This window comes from Actinoplanes sp. NPDC051411 (assembly GCF_040682075.1).
Taxonomy (GTDB): domain Bacteria; phylum Actinomycetota; class Actinomycetes; order Mycobacteriales; family Micromonosporaceae; genus Actinoplanes.
In genome coordinates this window covers 96,447-121,797 of record NZ_JBFBAD010000004.1, presented here as the reverse complement: position 1 = coordinate 121,797, position 25,351 = coordinate 96,447, and the positions used below count along the sequence as shown (strand labels likewise).

Annotated in this window: 21 protein-coding genes; 14 read left to right on the top strand and 7 right to left on the bottom strand. The window is 70.4% G+C overall.

The window, feature by feature from the left end; all coding sequences use genetic code 11:
• Positions 1-17: 17 nt before the first annotated feature.
• Complete coding sequence (locus AB0M88_RS03480; RefSeq protein WP_364094737.1) at positions 18-956, top strand: carbohydrate ABC transporter permease; 939 nt, start codon at positions 18-20, stop codon at positions 954-956.
• Here the strand turns inward: AB0M88_RS03480 and AB0M88_RS03475 are convergent.
• Positions 934-1,824, bottom strand: coding sequence for a LysR family transcriptional regulator (locus AB0M88_RS03475; protein ID WP_364094734.1), 891 nt, complete (start codon positions 1,822-1,824; stop codon positions 934-936). The two genes, AB0M88_RS03480 and AB0M88_RS03475, sit on opposite strands and share 23 nt — an antisense overlap.
• A gap of 192 nt (positions 1,825-2,016) precedes the next feature.
• Here AB0M88_RS03475 and mgrA point away from each other — a divergent pair, with 192 nt between their 5' ends.
• Positions 2,017-3,051, top strand: a complete 1,035-nt coding sequence (mgrA, locus tag AB0M88_RS03470; RefSeq protein WP_364094731.1) for an L-glyceraldehyde 3-phosphate reductase — start codon at positions 2,017-2,019, stop codon at positions 3,049-3,051.
• A gap of 6 nt (positions 3,052-3,057) precedes the next feature.
• On the opposite strand, the gene AB0M88_RS03465 is transcribed toward mgrA, so the two are convergent.
• Positions 3,058-3,891, bottom strand: a complete 834-nt coding sequence (locus AB0M88_RS03465) for an IclR family transcriptional regulator C-terminal domain-containing protein (protein ID WP_364094728.1) — start codon at positions 3,889-3,891, stop codon at positions 3,058-3,060.
• Positions 3,892-4,196: 305 nt separating this feature from the next.
• Between AB0M88_RS03465 and AB0M88_RS03460 the strand changes: the two genes are divergently transcribed.
• From AB0M88_RS03460 to AB0M88_RS03420, 9 genes are all read left to right on the top strand, one after another.
• Positions 4,197-5,891 (top strand): amidohydrolase family protein, encoded by a 1,695-nt coding sequence (locus AB0M88_RS03460; RefSeq protein ID WP_364094725.1) that lies wholly within the window; start codon positions 4,197-4,199, stop codon positions 5,889-5,891.
• A 29-nt stretch (positions 5,892-5,920) separates the two neighbouring features.
• The gene (locus AB0M88_RS03455) at positions 5,921-7,165 is read left to right on the top strand and encodes an amino acid ABC transporter substrate-binding protein (protein WP_364094722.1); all 1,245 of its coding nucleotides are present in this window, start codon (positions 5,921-5,923) and stop codon (positions 7,163-7,165) included.
• 5 nt (positions 7,166-7,170) lie between these two features.
• A complete protein-coding gene (locus AB0M88_RS03450; protein ID WP_364094721.1) occupies positions 7,171-8,031 on the top strand; it encodes a branched-chain amino acid ABC transporter permease in 861 nt (286 codons plus the stop codon).
• Complete coding sequence (locus tag AB0M88_RS03445; protein ID WP_364094718.1) at positions 8,028-9,950, top strand: branched-chain amino acid ABC transporter ATP-binding protein/permease; 1,923 nt, start codon at positions 8,028-8,030, stop codon at positions 9,948-9,950. The genes AB0M88_RS03450 and AB0M88_RS03445 overlap by 4 nt, the downstream gene beginning before the upstream one ends.
• Entirely contained in the window at positions 9,943-10,659 is a 717-nt protein-coding gene (locus tag AB0M88_RS03440) for an ABC transporter ATP-binding protein (RefSeq protein ID WP_364094715.1), read from the top strand. Before AB0M88_RS03445 ends, AB0M88_RS03440 begins: the two co-directional genes overlap by 8 nt.
• A complete protein-coding gene (locus AB0M88_RS03435; protein ID WP_364094713.1) occupies positions 10,643-11,827 on the top strand; it encodes a hypothetical protein in 1,185 nt (394 codons plus the stop codon). Before AB0M88_RS03440 ends, AB0M88_RS03435 begins: the two co-directional genes overlap by 17 nt.
• 46 nt (positions 11,828-11,873) lie before the next feature.
• Positions 11,874-13,535 (top strand): bifunctional 3'-5' exonuclease/DNA polymerase, encoded by a 1,662-nt coding sequence (locus AB0M88_RS03430; RefSeq protein ID WP_364094711.1) that lies wholly within the window; start codon positions 11,874-11,876, stop codon positions 13,533-13,535.
• A 117-nt stretch (positions 13,536-13,652) separates the two neighbouring features.
• On the top strand, positions 13,653-17,285 hold the full coding sequence (metH, locus tag AB0M88_RS03425) for a methionine synthase (RefSeq protein ID WP_364094708.1): 3,633 nt from the start codon (positions 13,653-13,655) through the stop codon (positions 17,283-17,285).
• A 120-nt stretch (positions 17,286-17,405) separates the two neighbouring features.
• The gene (locus AB0M88_RS03420; RefSeq protein WP_364094705.1) at positions 17,406-18,362 is read left to right on the top strand and encodes a zinc-binding alcohol dehydrogenase family protein; all 957 of its coding nucleotides are present in this window, start codon (positions 17,406-17,408) and stop codon (positions 18,360-18,362) included.
• Between the two features lie 15 nt (positions 18,363-18,377).
• Here AB0M88_RS03420 and AB0M88_RS03415 read toward each other — a convergent pair whose 3' ends face one another.
• Together AB0M88_RS03415 and AB0M88_RS03410 are read right to left on the bottom strand one after the other, a co-directional pair.
• Positions 18,378-18,800, bottom strand: a complete 423-nt coding sequence (locus tag AB0M88_RS03415; protein WP_364094702.1) for an NUDIX domain-containing protein — start codon at positions 18,798-18,800, stop codon at positions 18,378-18,380.
• Positions 18,801-19,044: 244 nt separating this feature from the next.
• Positions 19,045-19,263, bottom strand: coding sequence for a hypothetical protein (locus AB0M88_RS03410; protein WP_364094699.1), 219 nt, complete (start codon positions 19,261-19,263; stop codon positions 19,045-19,047).
• 626 nt (positions 19,264-19,889) lie between these two features.
• On the opposite strand from AB0M88_RS03410, the gene AB0M88_RS03405 reads away from it, so the two are divergent.
• Positions 19,890-20,342: a DDE-type integrase/transposase/recombinase gene (locus AB0M88_RS03405; RefSeq protein ID WP_364094696.1), complete on the top strand. Its 453-nt coding sequence runs from the start codon at positions 19,890-19,892 to the stop codon at positions 20,340-20,342.
• Between the two features lie 333 nt (positions 20,343-20,675).
• Here the strand turns inward: AB0M88_RS03405 and AB0M88_RS03400 are convergent, their stop codons facing one another.
• The 3 genes from AB0M88_RS03400 to AB0M88_RS03390 all read right to left on the bottom strand — a co-directional run bounded on the left by AB0M88_RS03400 (position 20,676) and on the right by AB0M88_RS03390 (position 23,087).
• Positions 20,676-21,599: a DUF5995 family protein gene (locus tag AB0M88_RS03400; RefSeq protein ID WP_364094693.1), complete on the bottom strand. Its 924-nt coding sequence runs from the start codon at positions 21,597-21,599 to the stop codon at positions 20,676-20,678.
• A 79-nt stretch (positions 21,600-21,678) separates the two neighbouring features.
• Positions 21,679-22,506 (bottom strand): metal-dependent hydrolase, encoded by an 828-nt coding sequence (locus tag AB0M88_RS03395; protein WP_364094690.1) that lies wholly within the window; start codon positions 22,504-22,506, stop codon positions 21,679-21,681.
• Positions 22,507-22,622: 116 nt separating this feature from the next.
• The gene (locus AB0M88_RS03390) at positions 22,623-23,087 is read right to left on the bottom strand and encodes a DUF1707 domain-containing protein (RefSeq protein WP_364094688.1); all 465 of its coding nucleotides are present in this window, start codon (positions 23,085-23,087) and stop codon (positions 22,623-22,625) included.
• 256 nt (positions 23,088-23,343) lie between these two features.
• Between AB0M88_RS03390 and AB0M88_RS03385 the strand changes: the two genes are divergently transcribed.
• Positions 23,344-24,639 (top strand): histidine kinase, encoded by a 1,296-nt coding sequence (locus AB0M88_RS03385; protein WP_364094686.1) that lies wholly within the window; start codon positions 23,344-23,346, stop codon positions 24,637-24,639.
• Positions 24,636-25,310 (top strand): response regulator transcription factor, encoded by a 675-nt coding sequence (locus AB0M88_RS03380; RefSeq protein ID WP_364094684.1) that lies wholly within the window; start codon positions 24,636-24,638, stop codon positions 25,308-25,310. The genes AB0M88_RS03385 and AB0M88_RS03380 overlap by 4 nt, the downstream gene beginning before the upstream one ends.
• Positions 25,311-25,351: the final 41 nt, after the last annotated feature.

Below are 25,351 nucleotides of genomic sequence, written 5' to 3'. Positions count from 1 at the left end.
GGTAGGAGGCGAGAGACATGTCCAACCTCACCGAGGCCGTCCCCGCGGTGCCGGCCAGCAAGCCCCGCGCGGCCGGACGCAGGAGCCAGCGTGGTGGCAAAGTCAACCCGCTCGGCGCGGTCGCGCACATCGCGCTGATCCTCTGGGCGCTGGCCACCGCCGGGCCGCTGATCTGGGTCATCCTGGCGTCGTTCAAGAACAACACCGAGCTGTTCCTGGGCAAGCCGTTCGCGCTGCCGCACCATTTCTCGTTCTCGACCTATGCGCACGCCTGGTCGACCGCCCACATCGGCCAGTACTTCCTGAACAGCGTCATCGTGGTCGCGTTCAGCACCGCCGGCACGATGATTCTCGGCGCGATGGCCGCCTATGTGCTGGCCCGCTACAAGTTCATCGGGAACCGCATCATCTATTACGTGTTCATCTCCGGCCTGGCGTTCCCGACCTTCATGGCGCTGGCGCCGCTGTTCGGCATCCTGCAGAACATCAAGGTTCCCAGCGACAGCGGCAGCCTGCTGGGCACCCAGGTCGGGCTGATCCTGGTCTACATCGCCTATTCGCTGTCGTTCACGGTGTTCTTCCTGGTCGCCTTCTTCCAGACGCTCCCCAAGGAGATCGAGGAGGCGGCCACCGTCGACGGCGCCGGGCACATCCGGCGGTTCTGGCAGATCATGATGCCGATGGCCCGTTCCGGCCTGGTCAGCATCACGATCTTCAACATCGTCGGGCAGTGGAACCAATATCTGCTGCCGACCGTGGTGATGTCCGGGCCGGGCTCGGACAGCAAGTGGGTGCTCACCCAGGGCATCGCGAACATCAGCACCAGCGCCGGTTACCACGCCGACTGGAGCACGCTGTTCGCGGCGCTCACGCTGACGATCCTGCCGATGGTCGTGGTCTACGCGATCTTCCAGCGGCAGATCCAGTCCGGCCTCACCTCGGGCGCGGTGAAGTAAGCGAAGTAAGCAGAGCTTCGGCGGCCGGCCCGAGCGGGGCGGCCGCCGGCACCGCGATCGAGACCGGCCAGGACGCCGCGTCGGCCGCCTCGAGGGCGGCCACGTGCAACCCGGCGGCGTGCGGCTTGCGGGTCACCGGGGCCGGCACCAGCGCCACCCCCAGCCCCTGGTGCACGAAGTCGAGCAGCGTGTGCACGTCGTTGACCTCGACACACAGGCGGCGGACGGTGTCGTGCCGGGCGAACACCTGATCGTTGATCCGCCGGGCGCCCCAGTCGGCGCTGAAGTCGATGAAGTCCTCGTCGAGAAGATCTGCGATCTTCACCGAGGAAAAAGCGGCGAGTGCGTGCGAAGGGTGGCAGAGCAGCACCATCTCCTCGGTGGCGACGGGCAGCAGGCGTACGCCGTCGGGAGCCGGGCCCGGCAGCGCCACGAACCCGAGGTTGAGCCGCCCCAGCCGCACCTCCTCGACCAGGTGACCCGAACCCGCGTAGCGCAGCCGGATCTCGACCCCCGGGTGGGCGCGCCGGAACCCGGCCAGCACGGGCGGCAGGTCGATCACTCCGAGGCACTGCTCGGAGCCGACCGTGAGGCTGCCGCGGAGCAGACCGCGTACGGCATCGACCGCGTCGCGGGCCGCGGCCGCGCTCGCCAGGGTCCGATGGGCCTCGCCGAGCAGCGCTCGGCCCGCGTCGGTCAGATCGACCCGCCGGGTGTGCCGCACGAACAACTCGGCGTCGAGCTCGCGCTCGAGGGCCCGGATCGAGGCCGACAGCCCGGACTGGGCCACCCGCAGCCGCTCGGCGGCCCGGGTGAAGTGCCGCTCCTCGGCGACCGCGACGAAGTACTCCAGGTGCCGTAACTCCACGATCCAGCAGTCTACGTGCTGAATTCGAGCGGTTTCTTCTGTTGGACGCGGGGCGTTCGCGGTATCAGGGTGGGAGAGACTGCCGAAAACCTGGCAACCCCGGGCCTAGGCGGGTCGGGGGCGTTGCCCGTTCCGGATCCGGTGCGGGCAACGCTGCCGCCGCCATTTCCGACCACACCGAAGAGGAGCATCGTGGCTACCACTTACGTCGCCGACCAGGCCCGCTACGACACCATGGAATATCGCCGGACCGGCCGCAGCGGGATCCAGCTGCCCGCCGTGTCGCTCGGCCTGTGGCACAACTTCGGCGACGACAAGCCGCTCGAGACCCAGCGGGCCATCCTGCGCCGCGCGTTCGACCTGGGGATCACCCACTTCGACCTGGCCAACAACTACGGCCCGCCGTACGGCTCGGCCGAGTCGAACTTCGGGCGGATCCTGGCCACCGACTTCGCGCCCTACCGGGACGAGATGATCATCTCGACCAAGGCCGGGTACGACATGTGGCCCGGCCCGTACGGCGACTGGGGCTCCCGCAAATACCTGACCGCCTCGCTCGACCAGTCGCTCAAGCGGATGGGACTCGACTACGTCGACATCTTCTATTCGCACCGGGTCGACCCCCGGACCCCGCTCGAGGAGACCATGGGCGCGCTCGACGCGGCCGTCCGCGCGGGCAAGGCGCTCTATGTCGGCATCTCGTCGTACTCGGCCGACAAGACCGAGGAAGCGGCCGCGATCCTGCGCGACCTGGGCACGCCGCTGCTGATCCACCAGCCGTCGTACTCGATGCTCAACCGCTGGACCGAGACGAACGGCCTGCTCGACCAGCTGGAGGAGGACGGCGCGGGCTGCATCGCGTTCTCGCCGCTGGCCCAGGGCATGCTCACCGACCGATACCTCAACGGCGTGCCCGAGGGCTCCCGGGTGACCGAGGGCAAGTCGCTCTCGTCCGACCTGCTGAACGAGGAGAGCCTGGAGAAGGTGCGGGCGCTCAACGGGATCGCCGAGCGCCGTGGCCAGACCCTGGCCCAGATGGCGATCGCCTGGGTGCTGCGCGACCCGCGGATGACCTCGACCGTGCTCGGCGCGAGCAGCGTCACCCAGCTGGAGAACAACGTGGCCGCGCTCGGCAACACGTCGTTCTCGGACGACGAGCTGGCCGAGATCGACAAGTACGCCACCGAGTCGGGCATCAACCTCTGGAAGCAGTCGAGCGACAACTGACCACTCTCAGTATGGGAGGCCGGCGGGTGCGGGACTGCCCGCCGGCAGGTGTTTCTGGGGGCGGGACTGCCAGACGGCCCAGTCCGCCCCGATCGCCGACGCCGCACGCTGCAGGTGCGGCAGGTGTTCCTGAGTAAGGGTGCTGACCTCGGTCTCCACCGCGTTGACGGTCACGTTCATGGCCGCCCGCACCACGCCCTCGCCGTCGCGCACCGGCACCGCGATCGACCGGATGCCGGGCGCCAGTTCGTTGTCGGCCAGCGCCCACCCGCGGGCCCTCACCTCACGCAGTGTGCTCTCGATCTGGGCCGGCGTGGGCGTCACGTACGGCCGGACGCCGGAGCGGCTCGGCGTCACCAGCACCTCGGCCAGTTCGTCGGGTGGCAGCGCGGCCAGCAGCACCTTGCCCTGTGAGGTCACCACGGCGGGGAAGCGGGTGCCGATCTCGACCCGCAGCGCGATGATCTTGGGGACCGCCACGCGGGCGGTGTAGACGATGTCGGACCCGTCGAGCTGGCTGATCGAGGACGACTCGTGCGTGTGCCGCACCAGGTCCTCCATGTGCGGGCGCGCCACGTCCCACAGGGACTGGGCGCCGACGTACGCCATGCCGAGCTCCATCACCCGCGGCGTGAGCATGTAACCGCGGTCGGTCGCGCGGACGTAGCCGAGTTCCTCGAGGGTGAGCAGCAGCCGGCGCGCGGTCGGCCGGGCCAGCCCGGTGGCGGTCGCGACCTCGGTCAGGGCCAGCCGGGGCCGGGCGGCGTCGAACGCCCGGATCACGTCCAGACCCCGGGCCAGCGCCTCGACGAAGTCGGGCCCTTCACCACGTCTCGGCATAGTTCTCTCCCCGCTCGGTCCGTGTAGCGAACACTAGTCCGCCGCTTCGATGCAAATGTTTCAAGACGGTGTCTTGACATCGACCTGGTCGCGGAACATTGTGATTTCACTCGCGTCCGTCTAGCGGACGATCGTCCGTTAACCGGACGCGTGGCCCACCGCGGCGACACGTCGACCACGCATCCCACCCACCTCACCGACGCCTCAAAAGACCCCAAATTCATCGGCATCGGGCGATGACGCCTGCCCGGACGCCCGTCCGGAATGCGGTCCTCGCCACCCGAGAGCGAAGGCAGTCAACGCACATGAGCAGTGAGAACACCATCGGACTCTCCCGGCGCAACGTCCTGCGCGGCGGCGCGGTGGCCGGAGCGGCCGCCGCCGCGGCCGCCGTCACCGGCGGCACGCCCGCACTGGCCCACGACGACTACAAAGAGGGCTCCCTGCGCGCCGACCTGGTGCTGCACAACGGCCGCATCCACACCATGGACCGGCACAACCGCGTGGCGAGCGTCGTCGCGATCGCGGACGGCAAGATCGTCTACGTCGGGAACGACGAGCGGGCGGCCAAGCGGCTGTTCGAGGGCAGCCCCCGCACGATCGACCTGCGCGGCCGGGTCGTCGTGCCGGGCCTCATCGACTGCCACAACCACATCGTGCTGATGGGCAACCGGCCCGGCTACCACACCCCGCTGGAGAACGCGTACTCCGTCGCCGACGTGCAGAACACCTTCGCGCAGCGGGCCCGCAAAGCGCCGAAGGGCGCCTTTATCACGACCATCGGCGGGTTCCACTTCAACCAGCTCCGGGAGGGACGACTGCCCACTCTGGCCGAGCTGGACAAGGCGCTGCCGGACAACCCGGCGTACATCAGCATCGGCTTCTCCGGGCCGAGCGTGACCAACACCGCCGGCAAGAAGTTCTTCGAGGCGGCGAAGCTGCCGGTCACGGTGGGCCCGGACGGTTCCATCGCGTCCGGCACCGAGACCGGCAAGGCCACGCTGGCGCTGCGGCAGACCCTGCTCAACGACGACGAGCGCAAGCGCTCGACTCTCGACGCCATGGCGTACGCGGCGAGCCTGGGCCTGACCACCCACCTCGACCAGGGCGCGTTCCAGGCCACCGGGACCCCCTCGGACGGCGCCGCCCACGAGGACAACTACACGATGAACCTGCCGTTCCTGTCGATCTACGACGAGGGGCGGGCGCTGGTCCGGCTCCGCATCAACTTCCTGCACCAGGACACCGACACCAACGTCACGACGCTTCAGCAGCGGCTGCTCAACGCGTTCAAGTTCTTCGGCAACGACATGGTCCGCACCGGCGCGATCGGCGAGTTCATCGCGGCCAGCTACTTCGGCGGACCGGTCTTCGTCGAGGCGGCCCGGCGCACCGCCAAGGCCGGCTGGCGGGTCGAGGTGCACTCGCTGAGCGGGAGCGACTTCCAGACCCAGATCCAGGGCTTCGAGCAGGTGAACGCCGAGACCAGCATCAAGGACCTGCGCTGGGTGGTCGCCCACGTCCCGCAGATCACCGAGGAGTACGTCAACCGGCTCAAGAAGCTCGGTGGCGGCGTCAACCTGACCGGCTGGCAGTACCTGGCCGGTGCCGGCCCGCAGTCCGGGCCGCCGTTCCGCATGATCGTCGACAACGGGATCCCGGCCGGGATGAGCTCCGACGGCATGCAGATCGCCCCGATGAACCCGTGGATCCACGCGTACTACGCAACCACCGGCAAGAACGCGCTCGGCAACCAGATCAACCCGGGCCAGCAGATCACCCGGCAGGAGCTGCTCACCCTCTACACGCGAGCCAACCAGTGGTTCCTCGGCGGCGAGGACGAGCAGCTGCTCGGCTCGCTCGAGGTCGGCCGGCTGGGCGACGTGGCGGTGCTCAGCGACGACTACTTCGCCGTCCCGGCCGAGCGGCTCAGGCAGATCCGGTCGGTGCTGACCGTGGTCGGCGGGGCGGTCGTGCACGACGCCGGCGACGTCCGCTGACCCGGCGCGTACGAAAGGAGACCCGGAACATGCGCACTCGGTCTTGGACCGCTCTGGCCTCGGCCGTCGTCCTGGCGGCGGCCCTGGCCCTGGCCGCCTGCAACCGCGGCGGCAACGACGCCGGCGACGCCGGCAAGCCGATCGTCGTCGGCTCGACCCTCTCGCTCACCGGCGCCTTCGCCGCCACGGGCCAGATTCACAAGATCGCCGGAGAGGAGTACGTCGACCGCCTCAACGCGGCCGGCGGCCTGCTCGGCCGCAAGGTCCAGTGGAAGGTCCTGGACGACCAGTCCGACCAGGCCAAGGTCAGCCAGCTTTACGAGCGTCTGATCACCCAGGACAAGGTCGATCTGATCATCGGACCGTATGCCACCCCGAACATTCTTTCCGCGATGGCGGTCGCCCAGCGGCACGGCTACGTGCTGCCCCAGCACACCGCCGTCCTCGCCCCGCAGCTGACCTACGACTGCCAGTTCCCGGCCTGGTCGATCGGCCCGACGCCGAACCAGTTCATCCCGACGCAGCTGTTCGACGCGCTGGCCACCCTGCCCACCCCGCCGAAGAAGATCGCCGTGCTGACCAGCCAGAGCGGGTCGGCGGCCTTCGTCTCGGACGGCTTCGGCGACGACAAGGCGGGCGTGCTCAGCATCGCCAAGGACCGCGGCCTCGACGTCGTGGTCAACGTGCACTACCCGCCGACCACCACCGACTGGGCCCCGATCGCCACCCAGGTGCGCGACGCGAACCCCGACCTGGTGATCGACAACGGGTTGGGCGTCGACGCGGTCAACATCCTCCAGGCGATGAAGCAGCTCAACTACACGCCCAAGAAGATGTTCTCGCTCTTCCCGGCCCCCGGGCCGCTGCTCGCCGCCGGGCCGGCCGCCGACGGCATGCTCTCGGTCTCGATGTTCGAGCCCAACCAGCCGACCCTGACCAAGCTCGGCCCGGACGCGACCGCGATCGTCGGCGACTTCACCAAGCGGGCCCAGGCGGCCAAGCTGCCCTACACGGTCTTCGAGACCCAGGCCGCCGCGTCCTGGAACGCGTGGCAGATCCTCACCGACGGGGTAACCGAGGCCGGCACGCTCGACCAGCACAAGGTCTGCGACACGCTGCACGCCAAGGGGGCCGACACGGTCTTCAGCGGGCACCTCACCTTCGATCCCAAGGACCACAACTTCTGGCCGACGACCCAGACGCTCAAGCAGATCCAGAATGGCGACTGGGTGACGGTCTGGCCGGCCGACAAGGCCGCCGCCCCGCTCAAATGAACATCGTGCAGGCCGTCCTCAGCGGAGCGCTGATCGGCGGCCTCTACGCCCTGATGGCCGTCGGCTTGTCGGTCACCTGGGGAGTCCTCCGGGTGATCAACCTGGCCCATTTCGGCCTGATCCTGATCGGCGCGTACCTGACCTTCCAGATCGCCACCTCGTGGGGGATCGACCCGCTGCTCAGCCTGCTGGTCACTGGGCCGGCCATGTTCGTGGCCGGCGCCGGGCTGCAGTGGATCTTCGACCGGCTGGCCCTCAGCGAGTTCAACTCGCTGCTGGTCAGCTTCGGACTCCTGATCATCATCATTCAGCTGTCGGGCAACATCTGGTCGGCCGACTTCCGGCGCATGACGGCACAGGTCAATCCGTACGCGACGCAGTCCGTCACGATCGGGCGCCTCGTCTTCGGCGTGCCGACGCTGTTCGCGTTCGTGCTCGCCGGGATCGTCGTGCTCGGGGCCCACCTGGTGCTCCGGCACACTTTCGCCGGACGGGCCATGCGGGCGATCGCCCAGGACAGCGCGGTCGCCGGGGCGTTCGGGGTCAACCACCGGCGGCTCAGCCTGGCCCTCGGCGGGGTGGTCGGGCTGACCGCGGCGCTCGCCGGGACAGTGTTCGCGCTGTCCAACGCCATCACGCCGGACACCGCGTACGAGTGGTTCGGCACCGTCTTCGCGGTGGTGATCCTCGGCGGTGTCGGCGAGGTGGTCGGCACCTTCGCCGCCGGGATCCTGGTCGGCGTGCTCTCCGGCGTGGTGGCCGTCGTCTGGTCGCCCGCCACCGCACCGTTCGTGCTGTTCACGGCCATCATCCTGGCGCTGCTGCTGCGGCCGCGCGGGCTCTTCGCGACGGGGGCGGTGCGATGAAGTCGCTGATCGTGGCGTTTCTGGCCCTGGCCGGGCTGGGCCTCTTCGGCGGCCTGCCCTCCTACTACCTCGTGCTGCTCGGCACCGTCCTCTTCTGGATCGTCCAGACCACGAGCTGGAACCTGCTCTCCGGCTACGCCGGCTACTTCAGCTTCGGCCAGGCGGCCTACGTCGGCGTGGGCGCGTATTCGACCGCGGTGCTCGCCGGGCGGCACGGCGTCAGCTTCTTCTGGACGATCCCGGTGGCGGCCGTGCTCTGCGGGTTGCTCGCGCTGGGGATCGGGGCGGTGGCGTTCCGGCTCGGGTCGCTGCGCGGGGAGATCTTCGCGCTGCTCACGTTGGCCGTACCGTTCATCCTCTCGGCCTTCGCCCGGATCAACCATTCGGTCGACGGCGGGCAGGGGACGACGGTGCCGCCGCCCTCGTTCGCCGATTTCCAGGAATTGCAGTACCTGTTGGCGCTGGTCGTGGCCGGAATCGCGGTCGCGGTGGCCTACCTGGTGCGGCACGGGCGGGCCGGGTCGGCGCTGATCGCGATCCGCGACGACGAGGACGTGGCCGAGGTGCTCGGGGTGCCGACGTTCCGCTACAAGATGGTGGCGATCGCGGCCGGCGGGGTGCTGGGCGGGATCGGCGGGAGCGTCTACGCCCTGCAGATCGGCTTCGTCACGGTCGAAAGCGTCTTCGGCCTGACCATTCCGCTCTTCGTGATCGTGATGGGCGTCCTCGGCGGGCGCAGCCACTGGCTCGGGCCGGTGATCGGGGCGACGCTGATCGTGTCGCTGCAGGACCGGTTGTCGGCGCACGGGCTGGACTCATGGAACGCGGTCATCCTCGGCGGGATCCTGGCGTTGCTGGTGGTGGCGGCGCCGGCCGGGCTCTACGCCCGGTTGCGGGCCCGGCCGGTGACGGCCGGGGTGGCGTTCGTCGTGGTCACGGGTGTGCTGGCGATCATCAACGTGTGGGGGGAGACCCTCGACTGGATCGTCTGCGGGATGCTGGCGGCGGCCGTGGCGGCGATCGCGTTGGGGACGAAGAGGTCGCCGGGTGAGAAATCCGGCGGCCAGACGGCTCCGGCGCTCGTCGAGGACACGGAATCGGTGAGCGGCGCTGGGCCGGTCACTGCTGGGCCGGTCACTGCCGCTCCGGTTGCTGCTAGGCCGGCCGGTGAGGAGGACGCGGACCGGGGACCGGTGCTCGTCGAGATCCGGGAACTGGCCAAGCACTTCGGCGGCGTGCACGCGCTCGACGACATAACGCTCGACGTGCGGGCCGGAGAGCTGATCGGGCTCGTCGGGCCCAACGGCTCCGGCAAGACCACGCTGGTCGACCTGCTCTCCGGCCGGCAGCGGCCCACCCGCGGCGCGATCCGGGTCGGCGGCACCGACCTCGGCCGGCTGGCACCGCACGAGATCGCGCACGTCGGTATCGCCCGCACCTATCAGATACCGAAGCCGTTCGGCTCGATGACCGTGCGGGACAACGTCGCGACCGCGATCATGTTCGGGCGCCGGCCGGGGTCGCTGCGCGAGGCCCGTCCCCTCGCCGAGCGGCATCTGGCCACGGTCGCCCTCGGGCACCTCGCCGACGCCCATCCCGGCCACCTCAACCTCCACCAGCGCCAGCTGCTCGAGATGGCCCGGGCGATCGCGGCCGGCCCGCGGGTGCTGCTGCTCGACGAGGCACTGGCCGGACTCAACCCGGCCGAGGTCGACAACGCGGTCGAGGTCGTGCGGCGCATCCACGCCGGCGGCATCACCATCGTGATCGTCGAGCACCTGCTGCGCGTCCTCAACCAGCTGGCCACCCGGCTCGTCGTGCTCGACCGGGGCACGGTGCTGGCCGACGGAGCCCCGGCGGCCGTGATGAGCGACCCGGCCGTGATCCGTGCCTATCTCGGAAGGCAGGCCCATGTCTGACCCGCTGCTCACGGTCGAGGACCTCGACGTCCGCTACGGCGACGCGCAGGCCCTGTGGGGCGTCGGCCTGCGGGTCGGCGCGGGCGAGACAGTGTGCGTGGTCGGCCCGAACGGCGCCGGCAAGTCGACCCTGGTCAACGCCATCGCCGGCATTCACCCGGCGAGCCGTGGCCGCGTCGTCGTCAACGGCGTCGAGACGACCGGGCTGGCCGGGCACCGGGTCGGCCGGCACGGGGTCGCGGTGGTCCCCGAGGGCCGGCGGATCATGCCGCGGATGACGGTGACCGACAACCTGCTGCTCGGGGCGTACCGCAAGGCGGCCCGCCGCGAGCACAGGACCACGCTCGCGACCGTGCACGAGATGTTCCCGCGGCTGGCCGAGCGGTCCCGGCAGCTGGCCGGCAACCTGAGCGGCGGCGAGCAGCAGATGCTGGCGATCGGCCGGGCCCTGATGGCCCGGCCGGCGTTGCTGCTGCTCGACGAGCCGTCGCTCGGGCTCGCCCCGGTGCGGGTCGACGAGGTCTACGACGCGGTCGAACGGATCGCCGCGACCGGCGTCAGCGTGGTCGTGGTCGAGCAGGACGTCGAACGGGCGCTGGCCATCGCCGACCGCGCCTACCTGCTGGGGGAGGGCCGGGTCGTGGCCGACGGTCCGGCGGCCGAGCTCCGGGACAGTGCCGAGGTGCGCCGAAGTGTCCTCGGTCTCTGAGGCCGGCTGCGCGGCGGCTCCGGTGCGCCCGCTGATCTTTTCCGGTCGGCGGGCGCTGGTCGACGGGCACCCGATCTGCGCGGTCTGCGGCACCGCGGCGGTGCCGGTGGGGCCGGACCGGTGGCGGCATGCCCGAGCCGGCGAGAGCTATCCGGCCGGGTCGCGGTGGCTGCGGCCGGTCACGCCGGCCTCGGTCCGCCGACTGGGCTCGTTCGCCGAGTTCACGGCCCGCTACCCCGACGTCGTCCGGCCGCCGTCCGGCTCACCGCTCACCGAGGAGCACTGGCGGTGCGGGCGGGAGCGGCTCCTCGCGTACGGGAGGAGGCAGAACGCCGCACCCGGCCGGAATCCGCTCCTCGAGCTGGTGTCGCTCCTGGCCGGGGTGGCCCGGGCCGGGCCGGGCCCGATCGCCGTGGCCGAGCCGCTGGCCCGGATGCTCGACCTCGAGGGCCGCCGGCGCGAGCTGTCGTCCCGCTACGCGTGGGCGATCCCGAGCGAGGCCGCGCTAGGCCTGATCGGTGACCACGGGCCGGTCGTGGAGGCCGGCGCGGGCACCGGCTACTGGGCGTCCCTGCTGCGGGACCGCGGCGCCGAGGTGTGGGCGACCGACCTGTCGCCGGGTGCGAACCGGTTCCACCGCGCGGGCCGCACATGGCTGCCGGTGACCCGGATGGCGGCCGTCGACGCGGCGCGGCAGGCCGGGGAGCGCACACTGCTGCTCTGCTGGCCGCCCCCGGACGACGACGCGGCCGGCTATGCGGCGGTCCGGGCCTACCGAGGTGGCACCGTGATCACCGTGGGCGGCGGGCCGGACGGCCCGACCGGGACCGCGCGCCTGCATCGCGAGCTCGACCTGAACTGGTCAGTTTCGGACGAGCTCGCCCTGCCGTCGTGGCCTGGCATCCCCGATCGCATGACGGTCTGGCGGCGCAACCCGGTCCGGCGGCCGCTGCGCCGGCGCGACCGCTGCCCGTCCTGTGCCCGGTTCGTGGGCACCGGCTCGCCGGAGCGCTGCCCCCGGTGTGTCGCGGCCGCGCCGCCCGCCCTCGCCCTGCGGCAGGGGCGGCTGCGGGTCGAATACCCGGCCGAGGTGCTGGCTTCGCTGCCCGCGGCACTGCGGACGGCGCTGTTCGCGAGCCGCCACCGGTTGCCGGTTCGGGGGCGGTGACCGGCGACGGCCCGAAAGTGTCGTACCCGGGCAGGAGAATGGCCTGGTGCTGGTGGCGGTGGTTTCCGATGGTCGGTTGCAGGATCTGCGGCCCGACGGCACGCCGCTGGCCCCTCCGCGGGCGGTGAGCGATCTGGGGGCCGCGATCGCCGAACGGGAGGCGCGCGACCAGCCGCGCTGGATCTGGGCCTCGACCGCCGATCTCTACCCGGCCCTGCTGCGGGCCGGCGTGCGCGTCGCCCGTTGTCACGACCTCGAGCTGACCGAGTCTCTGCTGCTCGGGCACGCCGGCCGCTGGGGTGAGCCGCGGGCGCTGGCCGCCGCCCGGGCGAGGCTCCACGGCCTGCCGGTGCCGAGCGATCCGCCGCCCCGCGTCGCCGAACCGCCGGGCTTCGCCCAGGGCGCGCTCTTCGAGACCACCGGGCCTCCGCCGGCCGCCGCCGGCTTCGACGTGCTTTCCGCCGTACGCGAGGTGTACGCCGACCAGCAGCACCGCATCGCCCAGACCGAGCACCCGGGGCGCTTCCGCCTGCTCGTGGCGGCCGAGTCGGCCGGTGGGCTGGTCGGCGCCGAGATGGGCCACGCCGGCCTGCCGTGGCGGGCCGACCTCCACGACGACCTGCTGCGGGAGCTGCTCGGGGCGCCCCAGCCGGTCGGGCCGCCGCGCCGGCTGGCCGAGCTGACCGCCGAGATCAACGCCGCGTTCGGGGTGCACGGGCTGCATCCCGATTCGCCGCACGAGGTGGTGCGGGCGTTCGCGCGGGCCGGCGTCGACGTGCCCAACACGCGGGCCTGGGTGCTGCGCAAGGTCGACCATCCGGCGGTGCGGCCCCTGCTCGAATACAAGGAGCTCTACCGCATCTGGACCGCCCACGGCTGGGCCTGGCGTGACGCCTGGGTGAGTGGGGGCCGGTTCCGGGCCGAATACGTGCCGGGCGGCGTGGTCTCCGGCCGCTGGGCGACCCGGGGCGGGGGTGCCCTGCAGGTGCCCAAGGTGGTGCGGCGGGCGGTGGTCGCCGACCCGGGCTGGCGGTTCGTGGTCGCCGACGCCGGGCAGCTCGAGCCCCGCGTCCTTGCCGCGGTCTCCGGTGACGCCCGGTTCGCGGCCGCCGGTGCGGCCGGCGATCTCTATGCCGCGCTGGCCGCCGACTCGTTCGACGGTGACCGGGCCAAGGCCAAGGTGGCGCTGATCGGCGCGATGTACGGCCAGACCGGCGGCAACGCCATCCCGGCGCTGGCGGTGCTGCGGCAGCGCTATCCGATCGCGTTCGACTACGTCGAGGCGGCCGCCCGCACCGGCGAGGCCGGGGGACTGGTCCGGTCGTGGCTGGGCCGCACCTGCCCGCCGGCCGGCCGGGGCGCTCAGGAGGCCGGGCTCGAACCGCCGGAGGCCGAGCCGCCGCTCGACGGTGCCACGGGCCGTGCTCGCGGGCGGTTCACGCGCAACTTCGTCGTGCAGGCGACGGCCGCCGAGTGGGCGCTGGTGTTGCTCGCCACACTTCGTACGGCACTAGCGGGCACGAACGCAGAAATGGTGCTTTTCGTCCACGACGAGGTGGTTGTGCACTGCCCGGCCGAGCTCGCCGACGACGTGGTCTCCGCAGTTCAGGCGAGTGCCGAACAGGCCAAACGTCTGGTGTTCGGCGACACTCCGGTGCGATTCCCGCTGGACGTCTCAGTCGTTGGGGCCTACTCCGATGCGAAGTGAAAATCGGGTATCTTTATCAGCCCGAGACGAGAGGCGCTGCAACGGGGGCCAAGCTCCCGCCACGCTCGTCCGGTGACTCCGACCAAGGGCGCCTCCGTTGATCCGGAGGTGGTCGGTATGGACAGAAGCGCGACAACTGCTGAGCTGCGGCGAGGGCTGGGCGAGCGGATTCTGGTGCTCGACGGCGCGTGGGGCACGATGCTCCAGGCGGCCAAGCTGAAGCCCGATGACTACCTGGCCGGCGGCGTGGTTCCCGCCGATCACGCCAAGGACGTCACCGGCGACCCCGATCTGCTCAACCTGACCCGGCCCGACCTGATCCTCGACGTCCACCGGCAATATCTGGCCGCCGGCGCCGACATCACGACGACCAACACGTTCACCGCGACCAGCATCGGCCAGGCCGACTACGGCCTCGAGCCGCTGGTGCGCGAGATGAACATCCAGGGCGCGCGGCTGGCCCGGCAGGCGGCCGACGAGGCGGCGGAGGAAACCGGGGTCCGGCGTTTCGTCGCCGGCTCGGTCGGCCCGCTCAACGTCACGCTGTCGCTGTCGCCCAAGGTCGAGGACCCGGCCTACCGCGCGGTCACGTTCGACCAGGTCAAAGCCTCCTACGCGGAGCAGATCGCGGCGCTGGCCGAGGGCGGCGTCGACCTGCTGCTGATCGAGACGATCTTCGACACGCTGAACGCGAAGGCGGCCGTCGCGGCGGCCCGCGAGGTGGCGCCCGACCTGCCGCTCTGGATCTCGGTCACGATCGTCGACCTGTCCGGGCGCACGCTGTCCGGCCAGACCGTGGAGGCGTTCTGGCGCTCGATCGAGCGGGCCCACCCGCTGGTCGTGGGCGTCAACTGCTCGCTCGGCGCGGCCGAGATGCGCCCGCACGTCGCCGAGCTGGCCCGCATCTCCAACAGCTTCGTGGCCAGCCACCCCAACGCCGGCCTGCCGAACGCGTTCGGCGGCTACGACGAGACCCCGGTGCAGACCGCCGAGCTGGTCGGGGAGTTCGCCGGGGCCGGGCTGGTCAACATCGTGGGCGGCTGCTGCGGCACCACCCCCGCGCACATCGCGAAGATCGCCCAGGCGGTCAAGGACGCGCCACCGCGGAAGATCGACACGCCGGCGGAGACCACCCGGTTCAGCGGCCTCGAGCCGTTCGCGATCGGTCCCGACACCGGCTTCGTGATGATCGGCGAGCGCACCAACGTCACCGGCTCGGCCCGGTTCCGCCGGCTGATCGAGGCCGACGACTACCAGGGCGCCGTCGCGGTCGCCCTCGACCAGGTGCGCGGCGGCGCCAACCTGCTCGACGTCAACATGGACGCCGACCTGCTCGACAGCGAGCAGGCGATGACCACGTTCCTCAACCTGATCGCCACCGAGCCCGAGGTCGCCCGCATCCCGGTGATGATCGACAGCTCCAAGTGGAGCGTGCTCGAGGCCGGCCTCAAGTGCGTGCAGGGCAAGGGGGTGGTCAACTCGATCAGCCTCAAGGAGGGCGAGGAGGCCTTCCTCAAGCAGGCCCAGCAGATCCGCAACTTCGGCGCCGGCGTGGTCGTGATGGCCTTCGACGAGCAGGGCCAGGCCGACACCCGCGACCGCAAGGTCGAGATCTGTGGCCGCGCCTACGACCTGCTGGTCAACGTGGCCGGCTTCGCCCCCGACGACATCATCTTCGACCCGAACGTGCTCGCCGTCGCGACCGGCATCAGCGAGCACAACGGCTACGCCAAGGCGTTCATCGAGGCGCTCCCGCTGATCAAGGAGCGCTGCCCGGGCGTGCGCACCAGCGGCGGCATCTCCAACCTGTCGTTCTCGTTCCGCGGCAACGACGTGGTGCGCGAGGCGATGCACTCGGCGTTCCTCTACTACGCGGTCCAGGCCGGGCTCGACATGGGCATCGTCAACGCCGGCCAGCTGACCGTCTACCAGGACATCCCGGCCGACCTGCTGGAGCTCGTCGAGGACGTGCTGTTCGACCGGCGGCCGGACGCGACCGACCGCCTGGTCACGTTCGCCTCGACCGTCAAGGGGGAGGGCAAGCAGCGTACGGTCGATCTCACCTGGCGCGAGGCGCCGGTGGCCGAACGGCTGTCCCATGCCCTGGTCCACGGGATCGTGGACTTCATCGAGGAGGACACCGAGGAGGCCCGGCAGCTGCTGCCCCGGCCGCTCGAGGTGATCGAGGGCCCGCTGATGGACGGCATGAAGATCGTCGGCGACCTGTTCGGCTCCGGCAAGATGTTCCTGCCCCAGGTGGTCAAGAGCGCCCGCGTGATGAAGCGCTCGGTCGCCTACCTCGAGCCGTACATGGAGAAGGAGAAGGAGCAGGCCCGCCTGGAGGGCCGCGCCGAGGCCGACCGCGGTCAGGGCAAGGTCGTGCTGGCCACGGTCAAGGGCGACGTGCACGACATCGGCAAGAACATCGTCGGCGTGGTGCTGGGCTGCAACAACTACGAGGTGATCGACCTCGGCGTGATGGTGCCGGCCGCCAAGATCCTGGAGACCGCGATCGCCGAGAAGGCCGACGTCATCGGGCTGTCCGGGCTGATCACCCCGTCGCTCGACGAGATGGTCGCGGTCGGCGCCGAGATGCAGCGCCGCGGCTTCACGGTGCCGCTGCTGATCGGCGGGGCGACCACGTCCCGGCAGCACACGGCGGTGCGCATCGCCCCGGCGTACGAGGGTTCGACGGTGCACGTGCTCGACGCCTCCCGGGTCGTCGGGGTGGTGTCCGACCTGCTCGACGCCGACCGGGCCGAGAAGCTCGACGAGGCCAACCGGATCGAGCAGGAGCGGCTGCGCGAGCAGCACGCCAACCGGCACGCCCAGCCGCTGCTGACCCTTTCCGCCGCCCGGGACAACCGCGAGGTGGTCGACTTCAGCGACCTGCCCACTCCGGCTTTCACGGGCGTACGCGAGGTGCAGCCCTCGATCGCCGGCCTGCGCGAGATGATCGACTGGCAGTTCCTGTTCCTGGCCTGGGAGCTGAAGGGCAAGTACCCGGCGATCCTCGAGCAGCCGGTCGCCCGCGAGCTCTTCGACGACGCCAACACGCTGCTCGACAAGATCATCGCGGACGGCTCGTTCAAGGCCCGCGGCCTGTACGGCTTCTGGGGCGCCCACAGCGTGGGCGACGACATCGTGCTCGACAACGGCGTCCGCTTCCCGATGCTGCGCCAGCAGACCGAGAAGCCGGCCGGGCGGGCCAACCGCAGCCTGGCCGACTACGTCGCGCCGGCCGGTGACCACCTGGGTGGCTTCGCGGTCGCCATCCACGGCGCCAACGAGCTGGCCGCCAAATACGAGGCCGAGCACGACGACTACCGGGCGATCATGGTGAAGGCGCTGGCCGACCGGCTGGCCGAGGCGTTCGCGGAGTACGTGCACCTGCAGGCCCGCCGGGACTGGTTCGAGCCCGGCTCGCAGCCCAAGCTGGAGGACCTGCACGCCGAGCGCTTCCGGGGCATCCGGCCCGCTCTCGGCTACCCGGCCAGCCCCGACCACAGCGAGAAGAAGGACCTCTTCAAGCTGCTCGGCACCGACACGATCGGCGTGGCGCTTACCGAGTCGTACGCGATGACCCCGGCCGCCGCGGTCAGCGGCCTGATCTTCCAGCACCCCGACTCGCGTTACTTCACGGTCGGCCGCCTGGCCAAGGACCAGATCATCGACTACGCCGCCCGCCGGGGCATGTCGGTCGACGAGGTCGAGCGCTGGCTGCGTCCCAACCTGGCCTACGAGATCTGATCTTTCTTCTTTCTCTCGCGGCGGGGCTCTCCGGAGCCTCGCCGCTTTTTTGTCTTGCAAAAGTACGTGCTACGTACTAAATTAGTTCGTGTCACAAACTACTTTTGCGAGGAGCACACGATGGAGACTCTCGCCGCGGTCGTCAGCTCGTTCGACCGCCCGCCGCGCTACGCGTCGTTCGACCTGCCGTCGCCGTCCAGCGCCGACGAGGTCGTGGTCGACGTGCTCGCAGCCGGGCTGCACCCGCGGGTCCGCACCGGGGCGTCCGGCCGGCACTACACGAGCACCGGCAAGCTGCCGATGGTCCCCGGCGTCGACGGTGTGGCCCGGCTGCCCGACGGCAAGCTCGTCTATTTCGTCGCCGACGACGAGCTGACCGGCCCGATGGCCACCCGGACCGTCGTCGACACCCGCCGCTGCATTCCGCTGCCCGACGGCGTCGACGTGGTCAAGATCGCGGCCGCGATGAACCCGGCGATGTCGTCCTGGGTCGCGCTGCGCCGCCGGGTGCCGATCAAGCCCGGCCAGTCCGTACTCGTCCTGGGCGCGACCGGCAACGCCGGGCAGATGGCGGTCCAGGTCGCCAAACGGCTCGGCGCCGGCCGGGTCGTCGGCGCCGGCCGCGACGAGCGCCGTCTCGCGCTGCTGCCCGGCCTGGGCGCTTCCGCTGTCGCCCTCGGCGACGACGAGGCGCTGGCCAAGGCGGCCGCCGATGTCGATCTGGTCCTCGACTATCTGTGGGGCGAGCCGGCGGCGTCCGCGATCATCGCGCTGCTGACGGCCCGGCCCGACCGGGGCCGCGAGCTCAACTGGATCCAGATCGGCGCGATGGCCGGCCCGACCATCGAGCTGCCGTCGGTCGCGCTGCGCTCGGCCAACTTCCGCCTCCAGGGCAACGGTCAGGGCGCGGTCTCGCCCCGGGCGTACCTGGAAGAGCTCCCGTCCCTGGTCGAGGAGATCAACCGGGGTGACATCGCGGTGACCGCGCGGGCGCTCCCGCTGGCCGGCGTCGAGTCGATCTGGACCGCGCCCGACGAGCCCGGCGTCCGCACCGTGCTCGTCACCGAGGCGGCCTGAACCCTGGCCAGACTCCTACGTTACCGACCCGACCAGCTCGGCGAGCACCGGCCGAATGTCAGCCGGGTGAAGCCCAAGCTCGTCGAACCGTTCAACCCCCGCCCACATCAGCTCATAGCTGTTCTCCGGCCCGTTCTCGGCGGCCTCGTCGCCCGACAAAATGGGCACCCCAGACACTCCACCCATCAAAAAATAGAACGCCGACCGTCCGTTATGCCGCCCGGTCCACACCAGACGCTCAACCACTCCACGAAGTCCGGTCTCTTCGGCCAGCTCCCGGACGGCCGCCACCTCAGCACTCTCGCCGTCCTCGACGTGGCCTCCCGGCAGCACCGCATACCGATGGCCGGCACAGTCGGGCCCAACCGCCCGGGCGTCCGCACACATCACGCACTCGGCCGCCGACCCCTGTCGCAGGTACCGCTTGATCAGCAACACCCGAGCCCCGTCAACGACAACCGCAACACCCCGCGGAATCCCCATGACCGCAGTATCGCCGCTCCCCAAAACCACGGGCCGCCACGGTCATGACCGGCCTCCCGTAGCCCGGACAGCCAGGTGTGGGGTCAACGGTCGCCGAGCGCGACGGTCGACCAGGTCCCCACAGGGTTCCGCGCGCCGGTCTCGGACCATGGAGCCGGGCCCTGCGCCGCCGGTAGAGGCCCTGGATGCCGGCCTGCTCTCATTTTCCGTGTCCCGCACCGAAGGCGGCCGGTCTTTCCATTCTTTTGATGTCGGGCGTCTTCGGCTCGGTACCGCGCTCGCGGCAGGCTTCGCTGCTGTAGCCCTTGTCAGCCGGCAAGACCTCGAAGCGGCGCCGGGCCGTCCAGGGCGGCTGGCGGGTAGCAGTCGAGCAGATCGCGAGGCTGATGTCGGGGACATTCGCGCCGCTGGTCAGCACGTAGATCGGGGTGCCGACGCAGATCAGGTGGTGCTTGGAGCCGGGCTTACCGCGGTTGACTGGTTCCGGAGCCCCTCTTCCCGACCGGTCCCGGTGTGCAGCACGAACAGGATGCCTTGCCGGCCTAAACGGTCCGGGATCGGCCCCGGCGCCTTCTCCGGCCAGGGTGGCCGCACCGGTTCGATCAACGCCCAACATCCCACGGCCTGGCCACGAGCAGTGAACGAGGCTGATCTGAGCTTTCCCCGGTTTCCCGGACGCCATCGCTGACGGAGGAGTTCGGATGCCTGCACCACACCCGCCGGAGTTTCGTGAGCGCGCGGTCGAGTTGGCCCGGCTTCAGCAGAAGCCGGTCAGGGAGATCGCCTGCGGAAGGCCGCGGCCTATTTCGCGCGGGAGAACGTCGCTGAACTGGCCGCCGGCGGTGGCAGTGGCGTGCCGGGTCCTGGGTGTGTCGACCTCCGGGTTCTCTGAGTGGCGCGGTCGACCGGTCTCGGCCCGCTGCCCGGCCGATCAGGCGTCGAGCGCCACGATCACCGAGATTCGTCAGATGTCGCGGGGCAGTTACGGCGCTCCCCGGGTGCACGCCGAGTTGCGCCTGGCCGGTGCGGTGCGGCCGCAAACGCGTGGAACGGCTGATGCGATCGGCCGACTGTAAGGCGTCTACCGGCGCCGCCGGCACGGTGCGGGATCCGGACGCTGCACCGTCCGCCGACCTGGTCCGGCGGCGATTCACCGCGGACCGGCCGGACGCGTGGTGGGTCACCGAACTCACCCAGCACCGCACCGGTCAAGGCCGGGTCTACTGCGCCGTTGTGCTGGAGGTATTCGCCCGGCGGGTCGTGGGCTGGTCGATCGCCGACCATCCGACCACCGAGTTGGTCACCGACGCCCTCGACATGGCCCGCCGGCGTCGAGTCGTTCTTCCGGTCCATGCGACTCGAACTGCTGGACCGGCAGAGCCGCGCGACCCGGCAGGAACTCGCGAACGCGATCTTCGAATGGATCGAAGCCGGGAGGAAGCCCAGAATCGCCGCTCCCCAAAAATCAAAGGCCGCCACGGACACGCGCAAAGCTGACCCCAACCCCGACCGCGCAGACCACCCCAAACCCCCGGGGGTTTCCGGGGTAACCGCAACCGGCACGGTTTCTGCCCGCATGACCCACCCCCCAGGCCCGCCCGGGTAAGAAATATCGATGTCCCGAGACCAAAGGCGCGGCAGCCAGACCACCAACCCGTCAGGTGACCGCCAAACCCAGCCAGGCAGCCAGATCCGCGAAACCAGACTCCTTCCAGATACGAAAACCACGCGAGGGAGCCGATCAATGGGCCCAAGGTCGAAATAAATGCTCCACCTCGACCTTGGGCCCATTGATCGGCTCCCGTCCCAGCGCAAGAATCTAGAAGCCCTTCACCCCAAAATCCGAGAAAGAAATCGACGCCCCCCGATAACAACTTCCCCGGCATCATTGACGAACCGATCGCCGAACAACAGCCACTCCCCAAGCAACGAAGCAGCCCGATCCATCAAATGACACGCCGCCGCGAAATCCTCGGCATCAGACCGAAGAGGCCACAACCTCCGAGCCTGCTCCCAGGCCTGAGCCCGCGTAACCTTCACCAGAATCCTCTGACTCCAGTCATCCAACGGCCCGACGAGCCGGTCGATATGCAACTGCCAGTCATCGGAAAACCCTCGGCGCAACGGCTGAATCTCCTCATAGAAGATCTTGTTGACCAGCTCGTAGTCCGGGTAGATTTTGTCGTCCGGCGGCGGCCCCAGTTGCTCCCACGTCGTGATCAGGGCCAGCGACAGGTCGTGGTTGATGTGCGCGTTGACGCCGAGGACGGCCGCCACGAGTTCGCTCATCTCGGTGTCGCCGGCCCGCCGGAACAGGACTTCCCAGACGTCGGGTGTTTCGGCCTGGTCGCGGTTCCACAGGTCGAGGGCGAGGAAGTAGCGTTTGGCGAATTCGACGTCGAGCATTTCCAGGAATTCGGGCCATTGTGCGGTTGTCTGCAGCGCGGTGTCGACCCGGCGGGTGATCGTCAGGTAGAGCTTGTTGAACGCGGCGACGCGGTTGTTGGCCGGGCTGGGTGGCAGCTGGTCGAGGATCGCCTGCACGAGGACCTGGATGGCGAGCACGTCGGCGATGCCCTTGGGCGGGTTGGCGAGCGCTTCGCTCATCGCCGCCTGCAGCGGGGCCCAGCCGCGCACCAGGGGCGCGGCCGGGCCGGTGAGCTGGTTCCGCTTGTCGCGCAGGGTTGCGGCGCTGGTGCGGGCGAGCTCCCGGTCGAACCGGATGGGTTCGCCGTGGTTGGACGAGGTGGTCATCGGGCCAGCCTTGACGATGGGTGACCCGGACACCATCGCCCTGTCGGCAAAACGTCGCAGGATCTACGACACACCGACCCTAGTGGTCACTCCCGGCGAAGGTTGACGGCGCGAAGCGGTGCAGTGCCCACGGTGTGATCATTCCGGCGATCGCCAGGAGCGAGATGATGGTGAATGCCGTACGCAGGACCAGCACCTCGACCTTGCCGCCGACCTTGACCGCGATGACGTTCGGGATGCCGATCATGCGCCACATCCGGCGGCCGGTCGGGATCGGCCAGGCGATCGGGACGCCGGCGCTGGTGACGATGTCGCCCATCAGGTGGACGAAGCAGCCCACTCCGGCCGCGAATCCGAGCATCGGGTAGCCGCGGTCGCCGGGCAGGTTGGCCGCCGTGAACCAGGCGATGCCGCCGGACGCGAGCGTGACGATGACCCAGCCGGCCCGTTCGGCCCATTTCTCGAACAGGCCGCGTAGCGCCATGCCGGCCATGAGGAAGACGACCGCGACGACCGCCCATTTGCCGAAGTGCGCGCACAGTGCCGTGGTTCCCCAGCCGACGAGTGCCGCGAACGGCAGCGTGTGGGTGAACGTGCGGTGGCCGTTGTTGCGCTTGGGATCGTGGGAGAGCCGGGTCGCCGTGTAGACGCCGAGGGAGAACTTCTCGATCACCTCGGCCACGAACAGCGAGAGCACGCCGAACGTGTGGGCCACGGTGGCGCCGCCCTGGTTGGTGGTCACCCGCCCGGACAGGTCGAGGTCGGGGAGTAGTGCGCCCCCGGCGCAGACCATGGCACCGACCGAGATCGCCAGCGGCGACTGGTGATATCCGGCGAACTGATCGAGCGCCCAGCTTCCGGCCAGCCAGGCGGCTGCTCCGGAGAGGGCGTGCGACGGACCCATCATGTTTAGTTGACCCTCCTCGCACCCCGTTCTGCCGTGACCGGGGGCAAACCCGGTCACTGTGACAGAGCGGGGGGAGTCGATCAACGACCGACACGTCCATTATGGAATGTCGTGGATCACCGGTGTCCGGGCGCGTTCCAGGGTGCGACCCGCTCGGCGTGCGGGTAGCCGTAGCCGTAGCGACGCATCCGGGCGTGCCGGGCCAGACCCATGACCAGGAAGAAGAGCGGGATCGCGGGCCAGAAGAAGACCGCGTGGGACAGCGCCCAGATGCCGGTCAGCAGCAGGGCGATGAAGACCACGAATCCGGCGTGACGGCTGAGGTGACGGCGTGTCGCCTGACGCCCTTCGGGCGTGTCGGCGAGGGCGCGCCGGCCTCCGTCGGGAAGATCGGCCGTCAGCGGCTTGAGGTCGTCGCGATATTTCGCCGCGTACGCCGCGGCCAGTCGCTCCTCACCTTCCTCGAGGTTGAGCCGGCCCTCGGCCATGGCCGCGCGCAGGATCTCGGCGATCTGTTCGCGCTCCTGGTCGGAGGTGCGGATCCGGCCGTTGGCGCCGCTGAAGTTGTTCTCGGGGTTCACCGTGTCCTCCTTGGTGGCCTTCTTCGTGGCCTTCTTGATGGCCCGTGCTTGATGGCCCGTGCACCCAGAGTCGCCGGAAACGCGCCCACGGACGTCGGCCGCCGGGAGCATCTTCCGGGCGTCAATTCGCCCGGCGGCTCCTCCTCGCGTACTCCCGCGGGCGCATGACGGTCTCCCCGCGTACTCCCGGAGGCGTAGGAAACGCCAAGCCCGCGCGCCGATGCCGGGGCACCGCAAGGTGCCGTAGTTTTCCCTTGTGACCGAGAAGCCGCACCCCGGACCGTCCTGGCGGCGCGAGAATTATGCGCCGCGGGAGGGCTTCCAGCGGCGGGGCGGTCCGCATGCCTTCCCGCCCGCCGCGGCCGTCCTCGCCGGGGTCATCCAGGTCTGGTCGGCGCGCGACGCGGCCCGGCACGGCCTGGTGTTCCGCCCGATGGACCAGCTCTCCTACGCGCTGCTGCTGGCCGGCCCGTTCGTGCTGATCTGGCGGCGCAAGGCGCCGGAGGTCGTGTTCACGCTGGCCGCCGCCGCGTCGATCGGTTTCGCGTCGTTCGCCGCCCCCCGGTGGATGTACGCCGTGGCCCCCGCGATGGCCCTGTTCAGCCTCACCCGGCACGGCCGTCGCTGGTTCCCGGTGATCGGCGCCGCCGTGGCCTACACCGCCTACCTGCTGATCACCGTGGTCTTGGCGGGCCCGCTCGGCCTCGACCCGGGCACCCGGCCCGACGTCGGCGACGCGGTCGTGCTGGCGATCTGGCTGTTCGTGCTGATGCTGCTCGGCGGCGCGGCCAAGATCCGCTCCGAGCAGATGGCCGAGGTCATGAAGGTGCGCGCCGAGCAGGCCCGGGCCCGCGAGGAGCAGGAGAAGCGGCAGGCGTCCGAGGAACGGCTGCGGATCGCCCGCGAGCTGCACGACGTGCTCGGCCACCACCTGTCGCTGATCAACGTGCAGGCCGGGGTCGGTCTGCACCTGATGGACAACCGGCCCGAGCAGGCCCGCGAGGCGTTGAGCGCGATCAAGACGGCCAGTTCGGAGGCGCTGCGCGAGGTGCGGGCGGTGCTCGGGGTGCTGCGTACGGAAGACGAGGCGGCCCCGCGGCAGCCGGCGGTCGGGATCAACCGGCTCGCCGACCTGACCGCCGATGCCGGGCTGCCGGTCACCACCACGGTCACCGGGGAGCCGCGCGAGCTGCCGCCCGAGGTCGACCGGGCGGCCTACCGGATCGTGCAGGAGGCGCTGACCAACGTGCGCAAGCACGCCGCCGGGCCGGAGGCGTCGGCGACGATCGCGGTCGACTACCTGCCGACCGCGCTGCACCTGGCCATCCGAAACCGGCACGGCCCCGACGAGGGCGAGCCGGAGCCGGCCGCCGCCGAGCAGACGCCGGAAGGCAACGGCATCGCCGGCATGCGCGAGCGCGCACAGAGCTTGGGGGGAAGCCTCGAAGCCGGCCCGGTCGACGGTGGCTACCTGGTGTCCGTCCTGATCCCGGCCGAGCCGTCCGAAAGAGCCGCTCGGCCGAGCGGTTCCACAGAGAAGGAGCAATCGTGATCTCGGTGCTGCTCGCCGACGACCAGGCGCTGGTCCGGGCCGGATTCCGGGCGCTGCTCAACGCCGAGCCCGACATCCGGGTGGTGGCCGAGGCCTCGGACGGGGTCGAGGCGGTGCGGCAGGCCCAGCTGACCAGGCCCGACGTCGTGCTGATGGACATCCGCATGCCGGGCGTCGACGGCCTGGAGGCGACCCGCCGCATCGCCTCCGATCCGGCGCTCTCCGAGACCCGGGTGGTCATTCTGACGACGTTCGAGCTCGACGAATATGTGTTCGAGGCGCTGCGCACCGGCGCGTCCGGATTCCTGGTCAAAGACACCGAACCGGTCGAGTTGCTGCGCGGCGTCCGGGCGGTCGCGGCCGGCGACGCCCTGCTCTCGCCGAGCGTGACCCGCCGGGTGATCGCCGAGTTCGCCGGGTCGGGCCGCTCGGGACCTCCGGCCGCGCCCCCGGCCCACCTCGACCAGCTGACCGACCGGGAACGCGAAGTGCTGGTGCTGGTCGCCGAGGGCCTCTCCAACGACGAGATCGCGACCCGCCTGGTGATCAGCCCGGCCACGGCGAAGACCCACGTCAGCCGCACGATGATCAAGCTGGGTGCGCGCGACCGGGCACAGCTGGTCGTCTATGCGTACGAGGCCGGCCTGATCCGCCCGGGCTGGCTCGGCTGACCAGGGCTGAAAGGCCGCTCGCGGCAATCGCCTAGCATCAA

Bases quoted from the DNA above. Each gene is read 5' to 3' on its own strand.
- AB0M88_RS03440 (WP_364094715.1), top strand. From the start codon at position 9,943: ATGTCTGACCCGCTGCTCACGGTCGAGGACCTCGACGTCCGCTACGGC.
- AB0M88_RS03400 (WP_364094693.1), bottom strand. From the start codon at position 21,599: ATGACCACCTCGTCCAACCACGGCGAACCCATCCGGTTCGACCGGGAG.
- AB0M88_RS03395 (WP_364094690.1), bottom strand. From the start codon at position 22,506: ATGATGGGTCCGTCGCACGCCCTCTCCGGAGCAGCCGCCTGGCTGGCC.
- AB0M88_RS03480 (WP_364094737.1), top strand. From the start codon at position 18: ATGTCCAACCTCACCGAGGCCGTCCCCGCGGTGCCGGCCAGCAAGCCC.
- AB0M88_RS03455 (WP_364094722.1), top strand. From the start codon at position 5,921: ATGCGCACTCGGTCTTGGACCGCTCTGGCCTCGGCCGTCGTCCTGGCG.
- metH (WP_364094708.1), top strand. From the start codon at position 13,653: ATGGACAGAAGCGCGACAACTGCTGAGCTGCGGCGAGGGCTGGGCGAG.
- AB0M88_RS03465 (WP_364094728.1), bottom strand. From the start codon at position 3,891: ATGCCGAGACGTGGTGAAGGGCCCGACTTCGTCGAGGCGCTGGCCCGG.
- AB0M88_RS03460 (WP_364094725.1), top strand. From the start codon at position 4,197: ATGAGCAGTGAGAACACCATCGGACTCTCCCGGCGCAACGTCCTGCGC.
- AB0M88_RS03445 (WP_364094718.1), top strand. From the start codon at position 8,028: ATGAAGTCGCTGATCGTGGCGTTTCTGGCCCTGGCCGGGCTGGGCCTC.
- AB0M88_RS03420 (WP_364094705.1), top strand. From the start codon at position 17,406: ATGGAGACTCTCGCCGCGGTCGTCAGCTCGTTCGACCGCCCGCCGCGC.